The 19,417-nt window shown below is 38.8% G+C and carries 13 protein-coding genes, 6 tRNA genes and 1 rRNA gene; 14 read left to right on the top strand and 6 right to left on the bottom strand.

The features are described 5' to 3' along the window. Nucleotides 1-61 precede the first annotated feature (61 nt). Nucleotides 62-138, top strand: a tRNA-Thr gene (locus BTO23_RS20660). A 17-nt stretch (nt 139-155) separates the two neighbouring features. Beyond that, nucleotides 156-271: ribosomal RNA gene (gene rrf, locus BTO23_RS20655) — 5S ribosomal RNA — on the top strand. A gap of 49 nt (nt 272-320) precedes the next feature. Here the strand turns inward: rrf and ilvY are convergent. Then, the gene (ilvY, locus tag BTO23_RS20650; protein WP_060994064.1) at nt 321-1,205 is read right to left on the bottom strand and encodes an HTH-type transcriptional activator IlvY; all 885 of its coding nucleotides are present in this window, start codon (nt 1,203-1,205) and stop codon (nt 321-323) included. A gap of 125 nt (nt 1,206-1,330) precedes the next feature. On the opposite strand from ilvY, the gene ilvC reads away from it, so the two are divergent. After that, entirely contained in the window at nt 1,331-2,815 is a 1,485-nt protein-coding gene (ilvC, locus tag BTO23_RS20645) for a ketol-acid reductoisomerase (RefSeq protein WP_105064442.1), read from the top strand. Between the two features lie 74 nt (nt 2,816-2,889). Here the strand turns inward: ilvC and ubiK are convergent, their stop codons facing one another. The 4 genes from ubiK to BTO23_RS20625 all read right to left on the bottom strand — a co-directional run bounded on the left by ubiK (nt 2,890) and on the right by BTO23_RS20625 (nt 8,022). Continuing rightward, nucleotides 2,890-3,141 carry a ubiquinone biosynthesis accessory factor UbiK gene (gene ubiK / locus BTO23_RS20640; RefSeq protein WP_060994062.1) on the bottom strand — a complete coding sequence of 84 codons (252 nt, stop codon included), beginning with the start codon at nt 3,139-3,141 and terminating at the stop codon, nt 2,890-2,892. Between the two features lie 109 nt (nt 3,142-3,250). After that, nucleotides 3,251-6,319 carry a multidrug efflux RND transporter permease subunit gene (locus tag BTO23_RS20635; protein ID WP_061030545.1) on the bottom strand — a complete coding sequence of 1,023 codons (3,069 nt, stop codon included), beginning with the start codon at nt 6,317-6,319 and terminating at the stop codon, nt 3,251-3,253. Nucleotides 6,320-6,330: 11 nt separating this feature from the next. Beyond that, nucleotides 6,331-7,437, bottom strand: coding sequence for an efflux RND transporter periplasmic adaptor subunit (locus BTO23_RS20630; RefSeq protein WP_105064441.1), 1,107 nt, complete (start codon nt 7,435-7,437; stop codon nt 6,331-6,333). Between the two features lie 18 nt (nt 7,438-7,455). Beyond that, a complete protein-coding gene (locus BTO23_RS20625; protein WP_081091628.1) occupies nt 7,456-8,022 on the bottom strand; it encodes a TetR/AcrR family transcriptional regulator in 567 nt (188 codons plus the stop codon). Nucleotides 8,023-8,209: 187 nt separating this feature from the next. Between BTO23_RS20625 and rep the strand changes: the two genes are divergently transcribed. Further along, nucleotides 8,210-10,225 (top strand): DNA helicase Rep, encoded by a 2,016-nt coding sequence (gene rep, locus BTO23_RS20620; protein ID WP_061013939.1) that lies wholly within the window; start codon nt 8,210-8,212, stop codon nt 10,223-10,225. A 55-nt stretch (nt 10,226-10,280) separates the two neighbouring features. Here the strand turns inward: rep and BTO23_RS20615 are convergent, their stop codons facing one another. Continuing rightward, nucleotides 10,281-10,688, bottom strand: coding sequence for a c-type cytochrome (locus BTO23_RS20615; RefSeq protein WP_060994057.1), 408 nt, complete (start codon nt 10,686-10,688; stop codon nt 10,281-10,283). 280 nt (nt 10,689-10,968) lie between these two features. On the opposite strand from BTO23_RS20615, the gene BTO23_RS20610 reads away from it, so the two are divergent. From BTO23_RS20610 to BTO23_RS20565, 10 genes are all read left to right on the top strand, one after another. Beyond that, nucleotides 10,969-11,045 (top strand) — tRNA-Arg (locus tag BTO23_RS20610). Between the two features lie 35 nt (nt 11,046-11,080). Then, a tRNA-His gene (locus tag BTO23_RS20605) sits at nt 11,081-11,156 on the top strand. A gap of 84 nt (nt 11,157-11,240) precedes the next feature. After that, a tRNA-Pro gene (locus tag BTO23_RS20600) sits at nt 11,241-11,317 on the top strand. Nucleotides 11,318-11,359: 42 nt separating this feature from the next. After that, a tRNA-His gene (locus BTO23_RS20595) sits at nt 11,360-11,435 on the top strand. 70 nt (nt 11,436-11,505) lie between these two features. Further along, nucleotides 11,506-11,582, top strand: a tRNA-Pro gene (locus BTO23_RS20590). 557 nt (nt 11,583-12,139) lie between these two features. Continuing rightward, entirely contained in the window at nt 12,140-13,855 is a 1,716-nt protein-coding gene (locus BTO23_RS20585; RefSeq protein WP_170066792.1) for a dipeptide ABC transporter ATP-binding protein, read from the top strand. 65 nt (nt 13,856-13,920) lie between these two features. Next, nucleotides 13,921-15,474 (top strand): ABC transporter substrate-binding protein, encoded by a 1,554-nt coding sequence (locus tag BTO23_RS20580; RefSeq protein WP_060994055.1) that lies wholly within the window; start codon nt 13,921-13,923, stop codon nt 15,472-15,474. Between the two features lie 134 nt (nt 15,475-15,608). Next, on the top strand, nt 15,609-16,586 hold the full coding sequence (locus BTO23_RS20575) for an ABC transporter permease (RefSeq protein WP_105064439.1): 978 nt from the start codon (nt 15,609-15,611) through the stop codon (nt 16,584-16,586). 2 nt (nt 16,587-16,588) lie between these two features. Beyond that, on the top strand, nt 16,589-17,530 hold the full coding sequence (locus BTO23_RS20570; RefSeq protein ID WP_060994053.1) for an ABC transporter permease: 942 nt from the start codon (nt 16,589-16,591) through the stop codon (nt 17,528-17,530). A gap of 236 nt (nt 17,531-17,766) precedes the next feature. Then, the gene (locus BTO23_RS20565; protein WP_061013937.1) at nt 17,767-19,347 is read left to right on the top strand and encodes a BCCT family transporter; all 1,581 of its coding nucleotides are present in this window, start codon (nt 17,767-17,769) and stop codon (nt 19,345-19,347) included. The last annotated feature ends 70 nt before the right edge of the window (nt 19,348-19,417 follow it).

The raw sequence follows: 19,417 nt of genomic DNA, 5'->3' as shown, positions 1-19,417 counted from the left end.
TGAATTTTAAAAAGCCATCCTAACGGATGGCTTTTTTCGATTACATAAGTAAATAGTTATTGCTGATATAGCTCAGCCCGGTAGAGCGCACCCTTGGTAAGGGTGAGGTCCCCAGTTCGAGTCTGGGTATCAGCACCATTTACTGACATATTTTGCTTAGCGACCATAGCATTATGGACCCACCTGATCCCATGCCGAACTCAGAAGTGAAACGTAATAGCGCCGATGGTAGTGTGGGGTTTCCCCATGTGAGAGTAGGACATCGCTAGGCTCAAATTTTAAAAGGCTTCCCATTGGGAAGCCTTTTTTCGTTTCTTCTTTTAAATAAATGTATTTTCTGCTATTTGCCATAAAGCTTGAATGACAGGATCACTAAGTTTTGATTTTTTACAACATAGTCCTAATTTAAAAGGTGCTATAGGTGAAGTATTTAAACGTTGAATTTTGTCTTTTACTGGGCTGTTATTAATTACCACATCTGGAGCAATTCCAATTCCACAACCTAAAGCTACCATGCTTACAATAGCTTCATGACCCGATACTTGAGCATAAATTGTTGGTTTTATTTTTTGCTCTTTAAACCACTGGTTTGCTCGGTTTCTAGCTGTTCCAGATTCTGGAAGAATAAAAGGTAAGGAATTCCAATTTGTATTTTCTTTGTTTATATCGCCAATGAATTGATTATTACCAGTAGGAGCAATAACAGATAAAGGGATCTCACTAATAATTTCAAAAGCTAATTTATTTGATGTTTTTTCAGGAATGGCAGATATAGCAATATCAGCTTCAGAGTTTTCGATTTTTTCTATTGCTTGTGCAGGATCTCCAGTAGATAACTTTATGTCTATATGTGGGTAATTAACTTTAAAATCATTTAATAGTTGAGGGAGATGACTGTAGCTAGCAGTTACAGAGCAAAATAGTTTTAGTTGTCCTTTCAAAGCATTGTTTACAATGTTTGAACGTGTTTTATAGCCACTCCATTCTGAACATATATTCATTGCAACTGGTATTAACTGTTTAGCTGCGCTAGTTAATTCAACACTGCGATTATCTCTGATAAATAAAGGGTGTCCTATATCATCTTCAAGCTTTTGAATTTGTCGACTTAATGCTGAAGGACTTAAATGCATTGCTTTAGACGTATAAGTAAAACTATGGCTCTCACAAAGATGGAGAAAAGTTTGTAATAATTTTATATTCATATCGTTGCTATTTTTGCAATCATGTGTTGCTAATATATCACTTTTTACAATGTTAATCTTTCGTTATTATCTTTGTATACACAGAATCATCCTAATGGATTAAATGATATTTACGGAGTTTTATTATGGCTAACTATTTTAATACGCTGAATTTACGTGAGCAATTGGATCAACTTGGTCGTTGTCGTTTTATGAATCGCGAAGAGTTTGCAACTGAAGCTGATTACCTAAAAGGAAAAAAGGTAGTGATTGTTGGTTGTGGTGCTCAGGGGCTTAACCAAGGTCTTAACATGCGAGATTCAGGCTTAGACGTTGCATATGCACTGCGTCAAACTGCTATTGATGAGCGACGTCAGTCATATAAAAACGCGAAAGAAAATGGTTTTGTAGTTGCTAGCTATGAAGAGTTAATCCCTCAAGCAGATCTTGTTGTTAATTTAACGCCAGACAAACAACATACAAATGTTGTTGAAACTGTAATGCCACTAATGAAAGAAGGTGCTGCGTTAGGTTATTCTCACGGTTTTAACGTTGTTGAAGAAGGTATGCAGATCCGTAAGGACATCACTGTTGTTATGGTTGCGCCCAAATGTCCAGGTACAGAAGTTCGTGAAGAATATAAGCGTGGTTTTGGTGTTCCTACATTAATTGCTGTTCACCCTGAAAATGATCCAAAGGGTGAAGGCTGGGATATCGCAAAAGCATGGGCTGCTGGTACTGGCGGTCATAGAGCCGGTTGCTTGGAGTCATCTTTTGTAGCTGAAGTTAAATCTGATTTAATGGGTGAGCAAACTATCTTATGTGGTATGTTACAAGCAGGTTCTATCGTTTCTTACGAGAAGATGATCGCTGATGGCATTGAACCAAGTTATGCCGGTAAATTATTACAGTTTGGTTGGGAGACTATTACTGAAGCGCTTAAGTTCGGTGGCGTGACTCACATGATGGATCGTCTATCTAATCCTGCAAAAGTGAAGGCGTTCGAGCTATCTGAAGAATTAAAAGATTTAATGCGTCCTTTATATAATAAGCATATGGACGACATCATTCAAGGTAAGTTTTCTCGTACAATGATGGCGGATTGGGCAAATGATGATGTTAATCTTTTAGGCTGGCGTGAAGAGACTGGCCAAACTGCATTTGAAAATTATCCAGAGTCAGATGTTGAGATCTCAGAACAAGAATACTTTGATAATGGTATTTTATTAGTTGCAATGGTTCGTGCTGGTGTAGAGCTAGCGTTTGAAGCAATGACTTCATCTGGTATTGTTGACGAATCTGCATATTATGAATCACTACATGAACTACCATTAATTGCAAATACGGTTGCCCGTAAGCGTTTATATGAAATGAATGTGGTAATTTCAGATACTGCTGAGTATGGTAATTATCTATTTGCTAATGTAGCAACACCACTACTTCGTGAGAAGTTTATGCCATCTATTGAGACAAACGTAATTGGTCGTGGTTTAGGTGAAACATCAAATCAAGTTGATAACGCAACGCTAATTGCTGTTAATGAGGCCATTCGTAATCACCCAGTAGAATATATTGGTGAAGAGTTACGTAGCTATATGAGTGATATGAAGCGTATCGCTGTTGGTGGTTAATTTAAATTAAATTTAAAAAATGGCTTAATCAGTAATGATTAAGCCATTTTTGTATCTGAGACTTAAACTTTCAATTACTTATTCGAAAGCTTCTCTTCTAATTCAGCCAGTTTTTGTTCCATTGCTGTTAGTTTTTGGCGAGTACGAAGTAGTACTTGAGTTTGAACATCGAACTCTTCTCTTCCTACAACATCAAGCTTATTCAGTTGACCTTGAATAACCTGACGTACCTTTTGTTCAACATCACTACCTAGTTCTTTAACTGGTTGAGGCATTGAATCATGAATTTGTTTTGCTACCTGTTCTAACTTCTTTGGATCAAACATTATTTATTCCTTGGTCAATTTTTTTCTTTATTTTAAATAAAGCACAGCCGATTGTCGCTATTCAAATATAAAAAAGGCTACCGAAGTAGCCTTTAGATTCTTAAATACCTTATTCTTGAATTTCTTTGCCTTCTTCAAAAACAGGTAACGGTTTATGTTCACTTGCTAAGTAGCTGTAAATCACTGGCAGTACAAATAAAGTAAATAGAGTACCGATTGCTAATCCAGCAACGATTACAATACCAATACTAAAGCGCTGTGCAGCACCTGCTCCAGTTGCATACATTAATGGGATAAGACCCGCAATCATTGCCGCCGTTGTCATTAGGATAGGACGAAGACGAACTTTAGCCGCTTCAGTTACCGCTTCCATACGATTTTTAAGGTGATGTAGCTGTTCTTCTTTTGCTACTTCACAGATAAGAATACCGTGTTTAGTAATCAAACCGACTAACGTAATCAAACCTACCTGAGAGTAGATATTCATAGTTGCAGCGCCCCAAGCAAGAGCAATTAACGCTCCACAAATTGCTAGTGGAACAGAAACCATGATAACTAATGGATCTCGAATAGATTCAAATTGAATCGCAAGAACTAAGAAGATGATCGCTAATGCTAAACCAAAGGTTGCATATAATGCGCTACCTTCTGTTACATATTGGCGAGCTTCGCCCATGTAATCGTGGTTATATCCACTTGGTAATGTTGTATTTGCTATATCTTCAAACCAAGCAATTGCATCACCCATAGCAACACCAGGTGATGGTACAGCACCAACGGTTGCAGAGTTTAACTGATTGAAGTGAGGCAGAGAGCGAGGTTCTGCAATTACGTCAATTGAAATTAAACTACCCAATGGTACAGCCTCGCCACTGAGAGAACGAACATAATAGTTATTCATTGATTCAGGGTTTAAACGGTATTTACGTTCAACTTGAGGGATAACCTCATAAGAACGTCCATTTAGGTCGATACGGTTAACGTAGCCATCAGCCATCATAGTACTCAACGTAATACCAATATCTTGCATGGTTACGCCATAAGCACCTGCTTTATCTTTATCGATGTTGATTTTCATTGTTGCTGAATCAAAGTTTAAATCGATATCAGAATAAACAAATAAAGGGCTACCTTTAACGTCAGTTAGCACTTCGGTCGCTATTTGGAATAGGCTCTCAAAGCTATTTGGTGTTGTTATTACAAACTGAATTGGTAAGCCAGAACCAGCACCTGGAAGTTCAGGCATTTGGAAGGCTGTTACAGCCATACCAGGAACATCTTGGACTAATTTACCTACTCGGCCAGTTACATCAGCTTGACTCGCTTCACGTTGGCTCCAAGGAACCATTGATGCAATACCAAATGCTTGGTTTGAGTTAGGAACACCTGTAAATACTTGAGCAAATGCAATTTCAGGTTGGTCTGAAAGAATTGTATTTACATCATTCATCGTGTTTTGCAGGTAATCTAAGTTAGCGTTAGATGTACCAGTACCCATCAGCATTACCACTCCTTTATCTTCAGAAGGAGCAAGTTCACTTGGAATGAACTTAAATAGTAATGGCAGGCTGGCAAAAACGATAACCGCGAATGCAATGATTACCGGACGGTGTTGCATTACCGAACCAAGAATTCGCTCATACTTATTTGTCATACCATCAAGGAAATGATGAACTGTACTTTCAAATTTACTCGGTACTTCATTTGCTTTAAGCATCTTAGAACACATCATTGGAGATAGTGTTAGTGCGACGATACCAGAAACAAATACTGAGCCTGCAAGGGTTAAGGCAAACTCCTTAAACAGAGAACCAGTAATTCCTCCCATCATAGCGATAGGAGCATATACAGCACCCAACGTTAGAGTCATTGCAATTACAGGTATCGCTATTTCACGCGTACCAATGATCGCGGCCCTAAATGGTGTTTCTCCAAGTTTGACGTGCCTATCTACGTTTTCAAGTACAACGATTGCGTCATCTACTACCAAACCAATGGCGAGAACCATGGCAAGAAGTGTCATTAAGTTCCATGAGAATCCCATGGCTTGCATTACCATAGCAACACCAACAAGGGAGAGCGGGATGGTTACAATAGGGATGATTACCGCTCGGAATGAACCTAAGAACAATGTGATAACGATAAGTACGATAACAGCTGCTTCAACAATAGTCTTAATTACTTCATGAATTGATTCGTTAATCGCAATCGTAGAATCGTACATGATGTTCATTTTGATATTTTTAGGAAGGTTTTTCTCTAGTTGAGGTAAAAGTTCCAAAACATCTGCTGCAATGTTAATCGGGTTAGCACTTGGTGCGGCATTGATTGCTGCAACAACTGCTTCTTTACCGTTAGCGCTTGCCCGGTATACATCATGACTTTTTTCTAAGGATACTTTCGCAATATCACTTAGACGAACAACTTCACCGTCTTCACTTTTAATAACTAAACGCTCAAGTTCCTCTACATTAGAAACTTGTGTGTTTGCGCTACCATTATAAAGAACAAATTCACCCGTTGCTTGACCAGCCGCTGATTGGAAGTTATTGGCATTTAATACCCCCATAACATCAGTTGCTGTCATATTTATTGCAGCCATACGGGCAGGATCTAACCAAATACGTAATGCGTATTTCATACCACCATAAAGGTCGATTTTTGAAACACCATTAACCGTAAATAGTTGAGGGTTAACAACTCGTTCTAGGTAATCGGTAATTTGACTTGATACAAGCTCATCACTTGTAAAACCAATATAAAGTACAGCAGTTGTAGAGCCTGTCGACATAGTAACTGTTGGATCTTCGGCTTCTTTTGGAAGCTGAGATCGAACAGAGTTAGTCTTAGCTAACACATCAGACAATGCGGCGTTGGGGTCTGTATTTAATTTCATCGTTACCGTAATAGTCGATTGACCCATTACAGATTGTGACGTCATGAAATCTATATTATCAGCCTGAGCCACCGCTTGTTCTAAGGGTTGAGTGATGAAACCTTGGATAAGGTCAGCACTCGCACCGTAGTAGCTTGTTGTTACCGTTACAACGGTATTCGTCATTTCAGGGTATTCACGAACCTGCATTTTGAAAATAGCTTGGATACCAAGCAAAGCAATCAAAAAGCTGATTGATACCGCTAAAACTGGACGTTTAATAAAAACATCAGTAAAGCGCATAGTTCCTCCGGTTACAGCATTGGTGTTTCAGCAGGTGGTGTTGTTGCATCGCTTTCAACGATACGTACTTTCGCGTCATTACTTAAACGAACTTGACCAGATGTAACAACAACATCGCCAGGTTTAACACCGTCAAGAATGTGTACGATAGCTTCTGAACGCTCACCAACTTTTACTACATGCTGTTGAACACGCTTATCACCGTCTTTTTCAGTAACGATGTAAACATTGTCACCATAGAGAGTGTAGGTAATTGCTGTTTGCGGGATAACAACTTGGTTCTCTAATGTAGGTAAGATGATATCTGCTTGAGCAAACATACCACTACGTAGTTTTCCACCATTATTAGGGATATCAGCTTGAACTTGAATTAGACCACTTTGAATATTTACCGCTGGCTCAATCGCGCTAATTGATCCTTTAAATACATCATTAGGGTATGAGTCAACCGTAATATCAATATCTTGGCCAATGTTGATACGAGAAATATCCGTTTGAGGAACAGTGAAACGTAAACGCATGATGCTAGTGTCTTCTAAACGAACGATATCAGTACTTGGTTGTAAGTATTGACCAAGATACACGTTACGAATACCAACTACACCAGAGAAAGGTGCTTTAATCTCACGACGCTCAATTGATGCTTTCATACCTTCAATATCAGCAGCAAGAGAGAAATAATTCGCTTCAGCTTCATCGTATGATTCTTTAGAAATAGACCCTTTTTTGTACAAGCCTTTATAACGCTTATATTTTGCTTCAGCTGCAGGTAAGCGAGCTTGAGTACTTTTTAAATTGGCTTTTTCTACTTTAGAGTCAAGAGAAAGCAGTAATTGCCCTTCTTTTACTTGGCTGCCAGAATCAAAGGAAATCTTATCGATTACGCCATTAACTTCAGTGGTAAGAGTTACACCTTGGTTTGGCTCAATGAAACCAATCGCTTCGATAGTTGGAGTCCAAAGAGACGAAGTAACCGTTTCAACCGTAACAGGAAATTCAGGTTCAGGTCTGTTTGCCATGTACTCAGCAATTTTTTGTTGTTTAAACATGTTAAAACCAATAACGCTACCAAAAAGAAGTAGCGCAAGAAGTAACATAAAGAAAGTCCACTTTTTCATTCTGATTAGAACTCCAAATTAGTGTTTAATAATGGCATCCCAACTGGCTTCAATTGCCGCGTCAAGATCATCGTTTGTTAAAGTAAAAAAACCTTGAGCATGTTTTCGAGCTAAACAAACACTCGCTTCTAAACTAAGGCCAGTTAATATTTCTACGCTAAGAGGCTTAAAGACACCTTGCTCAAGTCCATCAATAAAGAGTTGATTAACTTGGGCAAACATTTTTTCCTCTAGTTCCTTTAGTTTGACTAAATCAAAGCAAGGAAGTGAATCGTATTGATTGCGGTTCAAAAATGTATTTCTTTCTGAAATAGCAAAATGCCAAATATTTAACCACATAGTACGAAAACGGACTTTAATTGGATCTGAATCTAGTACGTTTTCTTGAATAGCAAAGGCTACTCGTTGCATTATATTTAGCTTTATTTCTTGGATTAATGCTTCTTTATCATCAAAGTAGCGATAGATAGTACCTGCGGCAACACCCGCTTGGTTTGCTACTTTTTGCATGGATAAACCGCTAAACCCATCGGTGGCTAACAACTGTTCAGCTGACTCAATGATGAGTTGGCGTTTTTCCTTCATAAATAGATCCTTATGAAATGAATGAACGTTCATTCATTATTTTAGGACACGACGAATAAAATGTAATCTATTTTTGTGTCAAGAAACGTAAAGGTCACATTTTTTGATTGATTGTTTACATGGTATTCCAAAGTAGACCGCTTTATTATAGACCCAAATAATTCATTATCGATTTAATAGGTGATTCATGAGACTTAATCCACAGCAGGATGAGGCAGTTAAATTTGTCTCAGGGCCATGTTTAGTATTGGCTGGTGCAGGGTCAGGTAAAACCCGTGTAATCACAAATAAAATAGCTTACCTCGTCCAGACGTGTGGTTATAAAGCGAGAAATATTGCAGCGGTAACATTTACCAATAAAGCGGCACGAGAAATGAGAGAGCGTGTCGGGCAAACGCTAAACAAGCAAGAGTCCCGAGGGTTAATGGTTTCTACTTTTCACTCATTAGGCTTAGATATTATTCGACGTGAATATAAAGTACTTGGCTTGAAAGCTGGTTTTTCTTTATTTGATGATCAAGACCAGCTGGCTTTATTAAAAGAGTTAACAGAAAAGCAGATTGATGGTGATAAAGATTTACTGCGTCAGTTATTAAGCAGTATATCTAATTGGAAAAATGACATGCTGACACCTGCGCAAGTTAAAGGCTTCGCTCGTTCAGAGCAAGACCAATTATTTGCCTTTTGTTATGAGATGTATCTAACACAAATGAAAGCCTATAACGCGCTTGATTTTGATGATCTTATTTCATTACCTGTATTACTGCTTCGAACTAATCAAGAGGTTCGTGAGCGTTGGCAAATGAAGATCCGCTATTTACTTGTGGATGAGTACCAAGATACCAATACCAGTCAGTATGAATTGGTGAAACTATTAGTCGGAGAAAGAGGCCGCTTAACAGTCGTAGGGGATGATGATCAATCAATCTACTCATGGCGTGGTGCAAAACCTCAAAATTTGGTGCTATTAAACGAAGACTATCCAAATTTACGAGTGATTAAATTGGAGCAAAATTACCGCTCGACCAGCCGAATTCTACGAGCAGCTAATATATTGATTGCTAATAATCCCCATGTATTTGAAAAGCGTCTTTTTTCAGAGATCCCTGATGGTGAGCAAATAAAAGTACTTACTGCAAAAGATGACGAACATGAGGCCGAACGAGTGGTGGGTGAAATCATTGCTCATCGATTTTTAAATAGAACAGACTATAAAGATTATGCCGTATTATACCGTGGTAATCACCAATCACGTTTGATAGAAAAATCGTTAATGCAAAACCGAGTGCCTTATAAAATATCAGGTGGGACTTCCTTTTTCTCGCGAGCTGAAATCAAAGACATCATGGCGTATTTACGCTTGCTAACAAACCCTGATGATGACAATGCATTTTTACGAGTGGTAAATACGCCTCGCCGTGAAATTGGCCCTGTGACGTTAGAAAAATTAGGTACTTACGCCAATATGCGCGGAAAGAGTTTGTTTGAAGCCAGTTTTGAAATGGGATTAGAGCAAACTCTTACAGGGAGAGGATTAGAATCACTACGTCGTTTCAGTCATTGGATTGTTTCTATTTCTGAAAATGCAGAACGGGGTAATACAGTAGAAGCGGTTCGCTCTCTTGTGAAAGATATTCATTATGAAGATTGGCTATACGAGACATCTACTAGCGCAAAAGCAGCAGAGATGAGAATGAAAAACGTCTCTGATCTTTACTCATGGATTGTCGCCGATTTAGAAGGTGATAATTATGATAATGAAGAGAAAACATTAAAAGAAGTGGTTCAACGCTTAACCTTACGAGACATGATGGAACGAGGTGAGGATGAAGATGGGGCCGATCAGGTTCAATTAATGACTTTACATGCATCAAAAGGCTTAGAATTTCCATATGTTTTTTTGATTGGTGCTGAAGAGGGGATCTTACCTCACCAAGTGAGTATGGATGAAGATAATGTAGATGAAGAGCGTCGCTTAGCTTATGTTGGAATAACTCGAGCTCAAAAAGAACTGACTTTTACATTATGCAAAGAACGTCGACAATATGGTGAATTAATTCGTCCTGAACCGAGTCGATTTCTAGAAGAGTTACCACATGATGATCTAGATTGGGAAATGAAAAAACCAAAGCCAACTCAAGAAGAGAGGATGGAGAGAGGAAAAAATAATATAGCCAATCTTAGAGCAATGCTTAAAAAATAACTGAAAATAAAAATGCCCACTATTATAAGTGGGCATTTTTTATAGATGCTTTTAATTATAGGCCTTTTATTAGGTACTCAACAGCAGCAACAACTTCATCATCAGAACAGTTCATACAAGTACCACGTGCAGGCATTGCATTAAAGCCATTAATCGCATGGTCTTTAAGTACGTCCATCCCTTTTGCTATACGAGGAGCCCAATCTGCCGCATTTTGGGTTTTAGGTGATCCTGCTGCGCCTGTAGAGTGGCAAGCTGTACAAAATGTTTTGTAAACTTGCTCTCCAGTGCGAGGTCCTGTTGGTTCTTCAACAACAGGAACATCACTTGCTAGGTAAACTTGACCAACTGGCTTAATTCGCTCAGCTATTGCATCATCAGAGTTACCTGCTGCAAAAGAGGTAGTTGAAAAAGTTAATGCAGCAATCGTTGCAATAATGATGTTACGAATCGATTTTTCCATAAAGCTCACTTTACACTCCCAGTTATTATTATTGGCTTCAGCCCATTTTATTGTATTTACCCAGTTGAAAAGCGTACTTAATAAAATAGCCGCGTTAACTTCGTGTAAATATTGAGTGAGTATATCTGCTTAAATTGTTGCAATAAACCACTACACCTAAAGAAAATGAGGATAAATAGGTAGAAATTGTCGAAAAAGAGACCAAACGATAAAAAAAGTAAAAAAAACACTAGACGCAGGTCACGCAGATCCGTATTATTCCTCTCCGCCGATAGGGTATACGCCCGTAGCTCAGTTGGATAGAGCGTTGGCCTCCGGAGCCAAAGGTCGAAGGTTCGAATCCTTTCGGGCGTGCCATCCGGAATATAAATTAAAGGCGCAAAAAAGTAGTGGTGGCTATAGCTCAGTTGGTAGAGCCCTGGATTGTGATTCCGGTGGTCGCGAGTTCGAATCTCGTTAGCCACCCCATTATTTTGGTAACCAAGTTTACTTAGTAAATAAAGTTTCCAGTTTTGATTCAAGTAACATCCCAAGAATCGAAACGAAATTTGTCGGTGAATAGCGCAGCTTGGTAGCGCATCTGGTTTGGGACCAGAGGGTCGGGGGTTCGAATCCCTCTTCACCGACCACTATTTAAATAATCGCGATAGCGGTTATAGAAAAAATTAGTGGTGGCTATAGCTCAGTTGGTAGAGCCCTGGATTGTGATTCCGGTGGTCGCGAGTTCGAATCTCGTTAGCCACCCCATTAATTTTGGTAACTGTAAAAACAGTTTACCTTTTGATTCAAGTAACATCCCAAGAATCAAATAAAAACTCGGTGAATAGCGCAGCTTGGTAGCGCATCTGGTTTGGGACCAGAGGGTCGGGGGTTCGAATCCCTCTTCACCGACCACATTTTAAAGCCTCGTCAGAAATGACGAGGCTTTTTTCGTTTCTGCTTTATATTATTCTAACCTTCATCACAAAATCGCTATTTTACATTGTGATTTATTTTATAATTAATCCCCCGAAACTCAAGTTTCTAGTACTTGATTTTATATTTGTTTTGATAGCTTGCACTGCTTTCTATTGTATGTAGCTATATAAAACTCTGTGTTTTTTCACTTATTCCAATTAAAAACTTATTTGAAATGTTAAAAATATTTATGTCTATTTATCTAAATACAATGCTTTTATAGATAAAAATATTATTTATATTTTAATTAGTAACCATATGTTTTATTTAATAGTTATTGTTTTTTTTGCAGTCGTAGATTTTAGTTTATTTTATATTGAGTGACTTTTTATGCAGTATAATGACATATATCAGTTTTATACTCTTTGTTTGTTGCTTTTTTGTGAATAATTGACTACATTGGTGTCCTAATCACGTTACAGTATTTATTTCTGTTTCGAATGGAATCAATGTGCAGACAGGGCAGGATGCTGCCGAGTAGTCGGAGTCTGATAATGTCACTTTTAGAAGTTAAAAATTTACGTATCGAATATCCATCTCGTCATGGAGTTCATGCCGCGGTTAAATCCCTGTCGTTTTCAATAGAACGCGGTGAGATTGTTGGTGTTGTTGGAGAATCTGGAGCAGGTAAGTCAACCGTCGGTAATGCTGTTATTGATTTATTAAGCCCCCCAGGTGTTATTGCTGGAGGTGAGGTTTTTCTTGATGGTGAAAAAGTATCAGGTCTAACAACAGAAGATATGCGTAAAGTTAGAGGTTCTAAAATTGGTTTTATTTTCCAAGACCCAATGACCTCGTTAAACCCTTTATTTACGGTTGAGCAACAGTTAACCGAAACCATTCATGCCAATTTAAAAATGTCATCTGGAGAGGCTTATGCGAGAGCGTTATCTCTGATGGAGCAAGTGGGTATCCCGCAACCGGACAATCGCTTAAAACAATACCCACACCAATTTTCAGGTGGCATGCGTCAACGTGTTGTTATTGCGATAGCATTAGCCGGTGAACCTGACCTTATTATTGCCGATGAGCCTACTACAGCTCTCGATGTTTCAATTCAAGATCAAATTCTAAGTCTTATACGAGATCTTTGTGTTAAGAAAAATGTAGGCTGTATGCTTGTTACTCATGATATGGGTGTTGTATCAAACGTAACAGATAAAGTCGCGGTAATGTACCGCGGTGATTTGGTTGAATTTGGTAAGACAGAGAAAGTCTTAGGTGACCCGGATCATTCATACACTCGTAGTTTGATTTCTGCGGTTCCACGTTCTGACGTTAAATTAGATCGTTTCCCGTTAGTGAGTTATATCGAAGAAGCCGTTCAGCATGATCCTATTGATGTGAAGAATCACTGGTTAGGGCAAAGCCAAGATCAGAGAGAATACGCAGGACCATTATTAAAAGTAGAAAATGTAAATCTACGATTTATAACGAAAGACTCATTTTTTGAAAGTCGCCGTGAATACGTTCAAGCCTCTAATAATGTTAGCTTTGAAATTCACGAAGGGGAAACATTTGGTCTTGTGGGTGAGTCAGGTTCAGGTAAATCTACCATTGCTCGTATAATCTCTGGTTTGTACCCGCCAAATTCTGGTTCTGTTACTTTTGAAGGGATTGATCTCACAGCATTGAAGTCAGAGAAAGAACGTCGACCTATGCGTCGTCAAATGCAAATGGTCTTCCAAAACCCTTATACATCAATGAACCCACGTATGAAAATCTTCGATATCATTGCAGAACCGATCCGTTTTCATAAGCTAACACGCTCAGAATCAGAAACGCAACAGATCGTTAATGATCTTTTAGATCATGTTGGCTTAGGCAGAATGGCGGCATTGAAGTACCCACATGAGTTTTCTGGTGGCCAGCGTCAGCGTATTTCTATTGCTCGAGCGTTAGCGACTCGTCCACGCCTATTAATTTGTGATGAACCTACTTCAGCATTAGATGTATCGGTTCAAGCACAAATCCTCAACTTATTAAAAGATTTACAAGATGAGTTAAACCTAACCATGTTGTTTATCAGTCATGATTTACCTGTTATTCGTCAAATGTGTGATCGTGTGGGTGTAATGCAGATGGGAACATTATTGGAAGTTGCTCCTACTGAAAATCTATATACCAACCCACAGCACGAGTATAGCCAGCAATTAATTTCGCTTATGCCTGAGTTTAAAGGCTTGAGAGATAATCTAACAGCGGTATAAACCGTCTAATAATAAGTATAAATACAACAAACTAGGGATATATTCCCGCATAAAGGAGTTATGCAATGAAAACCATGAAGACCAAACTGGCTATCGCGCTTATGGCAGCAGGCCTAAGTTTTAGTGCAGCAGCAGCTGACATTACCGTTGCTTACGATGCCGATCCGGTATCTCTTGATCCACATGAGCAATTGTCTGGCGGCACACTACAACTTTCTCATATGGTGTTTGATCCCCTAGTGCGTTATACGCAGTCATTTGACTTTGAACCACGTCTTGCTGAAAAGTGGGAACGTATCGATGAAAAAACCTTCCGTTTTAATTTACGTAAAGGCGTTAAATTTCATTCAGGTAATGAAATGACGGCTGATGATGTTGTTTGGACATTTGATCGTCTAAAAGACTCACCTGATTTTAAAGCTATTTTCGAACCGTATGAAAAACTAGTTAAAATTGATGATTACACTGTTGAACTTATTTCTAAAGGCGCTTATCCATTAGTTTTACAGACAGCGACGTATCTTTTCCCAATGGACAGTAAGTTCTATTCTGGCAAAACGGAAGATGGCAAAGATAAATCTGAAATCGTAAAACACGGTAATTCATTCGCATCAACACACATTTCTGGTACTGGCCCATTTGTTGTTAAATCTCGAGAACAAGGCGTAAAAGTTGTTTTTGAACGTTTTGATGGTTACTGGGATAAAAATTCTCCAGGTAACGTAGATGAATTAACTCTTGTACCAATTAAAGAGAATGCAACACGTGTTGCTGCTCTTCTTTCTGGTGATGTTGATGTTATTGCTCCTGTTGCACCAAACGATCATAAGCGAGTGAAAAATACCAAAGGTATCGATTTAGTAACGCTGCCAGGCACTCGTTTGATTTCATTTCAAATGAATCAAACAAGCAATGAAGCCTTGAAAGACGTTCGTGTTCGTCAAGCAATCGTTCATGCAATCAATAACGAAGGTATCGTTAAGAAAATCATGAAAGGTTTTGCGACTGCTGCTGGTCAACAAGGACCTTCAGGTTATTCTGGTTATGATGCTGACTTAGTTCCACGTTACGATCTTAAGAAAGCAAAACAACTAATGAAAGAAGCGGGTTACGAAGAAGGCTTCAAACTAAGCATGATGGCACCAAACAACCGTTATGTTAATGATGCAAAAATTGCTCAAGCAGCAGCAGCGATGCTATCGAAAATTGGTATTAAAGTTGATTTGAAAACATTGCCAAAAGCACAATACTGGCCAGAGTTTGATTTGTGTTCTGCTGACATGATGATGATCGGTTGGCATTCAGATACTGAAGATTCAGCAAACTTCTCTGAGTTCCTAACAATGACTCGTAATGAAGAAACAGGTAAAGGTCAGTACAACTGTGGCCATTACTCAAACCCAGAAGTTGACCGTTTAGTTGAAGCGGCAAATGTAGAAACTGACCCAGCTAAACGTAGCCAAATGCTAAAAACAGTAGAAGACACGCTTTATAACGATGCTGCGTTTGTTCCACTACATTGGCAGAACCTTGCATGGGGTGCGAAATCAAACATTGATATCAAGCCAATCGTAAATGCAATGGAATACCCATACTTTGGCGACTTAGTTGTTAAGTAACGACTAACCAAAAAACAGATAGGTTGCTTTGAATGAATCGAAGCAACCTTTATTTGTATCCAACAGCAAGACCAACAATATGTTAGACATGAAAATTATCATGTCATTCTTAGGATAGATTAAGGGGACAAGGAATGTTTACGTTTCTGGTCAAGCGCCTGTTTCAGGCTCTGATAGTGATGTTTGTGATCAGTCTGGTTGCGTTTTCCATCCAAGATAACTTGGGTGACCCGTTACGTGAATTGGTTGGACAATCAGTTTCAGAAGCAGAGCGTCAAGCTCTGAGAGATGATCTAGGGTTAAATGACCCGTTCATCACAAAATATACTCGTTTTATTACTAATGCGGTTCAAGGTGACTTGGGCACGTCTTATTTTTTCAAAAAGCCAGCCGTTGAGGTCATCCTAGATAAGCTTGTTGCAACCCTTGAATTAGTATTGGGTTCTGCGATTATTATTATATGTCTCTCGATCCCTCTTGGTGTCTATTCGGCTATTCATCCTAAAAGCTTTTTTACTAAAGTAATTATGGCGTTCAGTAGTATTGGTATATCGATCCCTGTATTCCTAACCGCAATAATGTTGATGTATGTTTTTTCAATTGAATTAAATTGGCTACCGTCCTATGGGCGTGGAGAAACGTACAATTTACTTGGTTGGGAATCAGGGTTTTTTACTATTGATGGCTTAGCTCATTTAGTATTGCCTTGTATTTCACTGGCTTCCATTATGCTGCCTTTGTTTATTCGTTTGGTGCGTTCAGAAATGCTTGAAGTATTAAGTTCTGAATACATTAAGTTTTCAAAAGCAAAAGGCATCGCTACCAACAAAATTTATTACCAACATGCATTAAAAAATACCATGCTTCCAGTTTTAACGGTTGGTGGTGTTCAAATTGGTACTATGGTGGCCTATACAATTTTGACCGAAACGGTGTTCCAATGGCCGGGAACGGGCTCTTTATTTTTAGAGGCGATTAACCGTGTAGATACACCTTTGATTACCGCTTACGTTATCTTTGTCGGATTGATCTTCGTCGTAACGAATACGATTGTTGATTTATTGTATGGACTAATTAACCCAACTGTAGATATTACAGGCAAAGGAGCGTAATCATGAACACAACAACTAACCACGTTCCAACTCGTTGGGAGCGATTTAAATCTTCAGATTTTTTGTATTATTTTTTACGCGATAAAGTGGCAATGTTTAGTTTTGCTGTCTTTTTAGTGTTTGTTTTAGGTGCATTGCTTTCACCTGTCATTGCTCCAAGTAATCCATATGATCTTAGTTCGATTGATATTATGGATTCAGAATTGCCTCCATCTTGGATGGAAGAGGGAGATGAACGTTTCCTTTTAGGTACAGATGACCAAGGTCGTGATGTATTGTCGACTATTCTTTATGGTTCGCGCTTATCGTTGACGATTGGTTTCTTGGCAGTAGCAGTACAACTTACGCTAGGTATCATTATTGGTTTATCAGCCGGCTACTTTGGTGGTCGAATTGATAGCTTTTTAATGCGATTTGCTGATGTGCAATTGTCCTTTTCTACCATGATGGTTGCAATCATTGTTTCTGCTATCTTTAAAGCCAGTTTTGGAACAGAGTTCTTTAGCCAATATGCAGTGGTAATGCTCGTGGTTATTATCGGTATTGCTGAGTGGCCACAATATGCTCGTACAATCCGTGCGTCAGTATTGGCAGAGAAGAAGAAAGAATACGTAGAAGCGGCGAAGGTAATGGGATTCCGTTCACCAAGAATCATGTTCCGTCATATTTTACCTAACTGCTTATCTCCAATTTTGGTTATATCTACAGTGCAAATTGCTAATGCTATTATGTCTGAGGCTGCGTTATCTTTCTTAGGTTTAGGTCTACCGGTAGACCAACCCTCATTAGGTTCATTAATCAGTATCGGGTTTAATTATATCTTCTCTGGTTCGTGGTGGATTACTGCTTTCCCTGGGTTAGTCTTGGTTACTTTAGTCTTGGTAATTAATTTACTTGGTGATTGGTTAAGAGACGTATTTAATCCTAAAATCTATAAAGGTTAACCATAGCTAATTAATAAAAAGCGATGATTTAGTCATCGTTTTTTTTTATTTGTAAAACATAAACAATGTCTTACAGATAAGGATATTTCGCTTGTTTTGCTGTTTTTCTGGCTAATTTACCGCTTTTACTGGTAATAATTTGCTCAGTTGTTAGGATCATAGGGTGTGTTTAAATATTTTAAAGCGAGTATTTGAATTAAACCAAAACAGAGAGCTAAGGCTCGAAGTGAGGAATAATGAGTAGAAATAAGGACAAGTACAGTATAGATAATACGGATTATACTGTTGGACAGGATAACGTTCAAAAATGGGGACTGGATATTCATAATTCCGTCTTCGGTATTAGTGCTGGCTTGATTGCACTCTTCTTAATTGCTGTTGCAGTGACGGACCCAGAAACGGCTAAAACAGTATTAAATGGTTTGAAATTACAGATTATCAACGCATTTGATGGTTTGTTTATGTGGTCCGCAAATATCTTTGTTATTTTCTGTTTAGCATTGATTGTCTCTCCATTCGGCAAGATCCGCCTTGGTGGCGATAAAGCAAAACCTGATTATTCTATGGTTTCTTGGATTGCGATGCTGTTTGCTGCTGGCATGGGTATTGGTCTTATGTTTTGGGGTGTATCAGAACCGGTTGCTTACTTTACTGGTTGGTTTGAAACACCACTAGGCGTTGAAGCGTATACACCGGAAGCAAAACAATTAGCACTTGGTGCAACCATGTTCCATTGGGGTATTCATCCATGGGCTATTTATGGTGTTGTTGCCTTGTCATTAGCTTTCTTTTCTTACAATAAAGGCTTACCACTTTCTATGCGCTCAATCTTCTATCCAATTTTAGGAGATCGCACATGGGGATGGCCCGGTCATATTGTTGATATTCTTGCTGTTCTAGCAACGTTATTTGGTCTTGCTACCTCTTTAGGTCTTGGTGCTCAACAAGCAGCAAGTGGCTTCCAACATGTGTTTGGAATTGAAGGTGGATTAGGTTTACAAGTCGCGATTATTTTCATTGTTACCTTGCTTGCTGTTGTTTCAGTAATGCGTGGTATTGATGGTGGTGTAAAAGTCATCAGTAACATTAATATGATTATTGCGATTGTATTAGTTGTTTTTGTTGCTTTGGTTTCATTTTCTGTTTCGATGGGGACGATTCCAACGACAGTTATGGGCTACATTGAAAATATTATTCCATTAAGTAATCCACACGGTCGTGGGGATCAAGCGTGGATGCACGGTTGGACTGTTACTTATTGGGCGTGGTGGATTTCATGGTCTCCATTTGTAGGTATGTTTATTGCTCGAGTATCTCGTGGTCGTACTGTTCGTGAGTTCTTGATTGCAGTATTAGTTGTACCAACTGTATTTACCGTGCTTTGGATGTCTACGTTTGGTGGTGTTGCGATTGATCAGGTGATCAATCATGTAGGTACCTTAGGCTCTGAAGGGTTAACGGACGTCTCTCTAGCTATGTTCCAAATGTTTGATGCTCTACCTATGGGGAATATTCTTTCTCTGATCGCGGTTGTGCTAGTGTTGGTATTCTTTATCACCTCATCAGATTCGGGTTCATTAGTTATCGATAGCATTACTGCTGGTGGTAAAGTTGATGCGCCTGTACCACAACGAGTGTTCTGGGCATTTATGGAAGGGGCAATTGCAGTTGCTCTGCTATGGGTTGGTGGTACTCAAGCAATTGAGGCTCTTCAAGCTGGGGCTATTTCAACTGCCTTACCATTCACCATTATATTGCTTGTCATGTGTGTGAGTTTACTTATGGGTATGAGAACTGAGAAACATAACCGTTCTTAATTCTTTAGTGAACAAACAATAAAAAGCCGATGAGAGATAATCTTCATCGGCTTTTTTGTTTTTAGGTTAA

This window comes from Aliivibrio sifiae, assembly GCF_002954715.1.
GTDB lineage: Bacteria > Pseudomonadota > Gammaproteobacteria > Enterobacterales > Vibrionaceae > Aliivibrio > Aliivibrio sifiae.
This window is presented reverse-complemented; position numbering and strand designations above follow the sequence as displayed.

Bases quoted from the DNA above. Each gene is read 5' to 3' on its own strand.
- ilvC (WP_105064442.1), top strand. From the start codon at position 1,331: ATGGCTAACTATTTTAATACGCTGAATTTACGTGAGCAATTGGATCAA.
- BTO23_RS20635 (WP_061030545.1), bottom strand. From the start codon at position 6,319: ATGCGCTTTACTGATGTTTTTATTAAACGTCCAGTTTTAGCGGTATCA.
- BTO23_RS20580 (WP_060994055.1), top strand. From the start codon at position 13,921: ATGAAAACCATGAAGACCAAACTGGCTATCGCGCTTATGGCAGCAGGC.
- BTO23_RS20630 (WP_105064441.1), bottom strand. From the start codon at position 7,437: ATGAAAAAGTGGACTTTCTTTATGTTACTTCTTGCGCTACTTCTTTTT.
- BTO23_RS20625 (WP_081091628.1), bottom strand. From the start codon at position 8,022: ATGAAGGAAAAACGCCAACTCATCATTGAGTCAGCTGAACAGTTGTTA.
- rep (WP_061013939.1), top strand. From the start codon at position 8,210: ATGAGACTTAATCCACAGCAGGATGAGGCAGTTAAATTTGTCTCAGGG.
- ilvY (WP_060994064.1), bottom strand. From the start codon at position 1,205: ATGAATATAAAATTATTACAAACTTTTCTCCATCTTTGTGAGAGCCAT.
- BTO23_RS20615 (WP_060994057.1), bottom strand. From the start codon at position 10,688: ATGGAAAAATCGATTCGTAACATCATTATTGCAACGATTGCTGCATTA.
- BTO23_RS20565 (WP_061013937.1), top strand. From the start codon at position 17,767: ATGAGTAGAAATAAGGACAAGTACAGTATAGATAATACGGATTATACT.
- ubiK (WP_060994062.1), bottom strand. From the start codon at position 3,141: ATGTTTGATCCAAAGAAGTTAGAACAGGTAGCAAAACAAATTCATGAT.
- BTO23_RS20570 (WP_060994053.1), top strand. From the start codon at position 16,589: ATGAACACAACAACTAACCACGTTCCAACTCGTTGGGAGCGATTTAAA.
- BTO23_RS20585 (WP_170066792.1), top strand. From the start codon at position 12,140: ATGTCACTTTTAGAAGTTAAAAATTTACGTATCGAATATCCATCTCGT.
- BTO23_RS20575 (WP_105064439.1), top strand. From the start codon at position 15,609: ATGTTTACGTTTCTGGTCAAGCGCCTGTTTCAGGCTCTGATAGTGATG.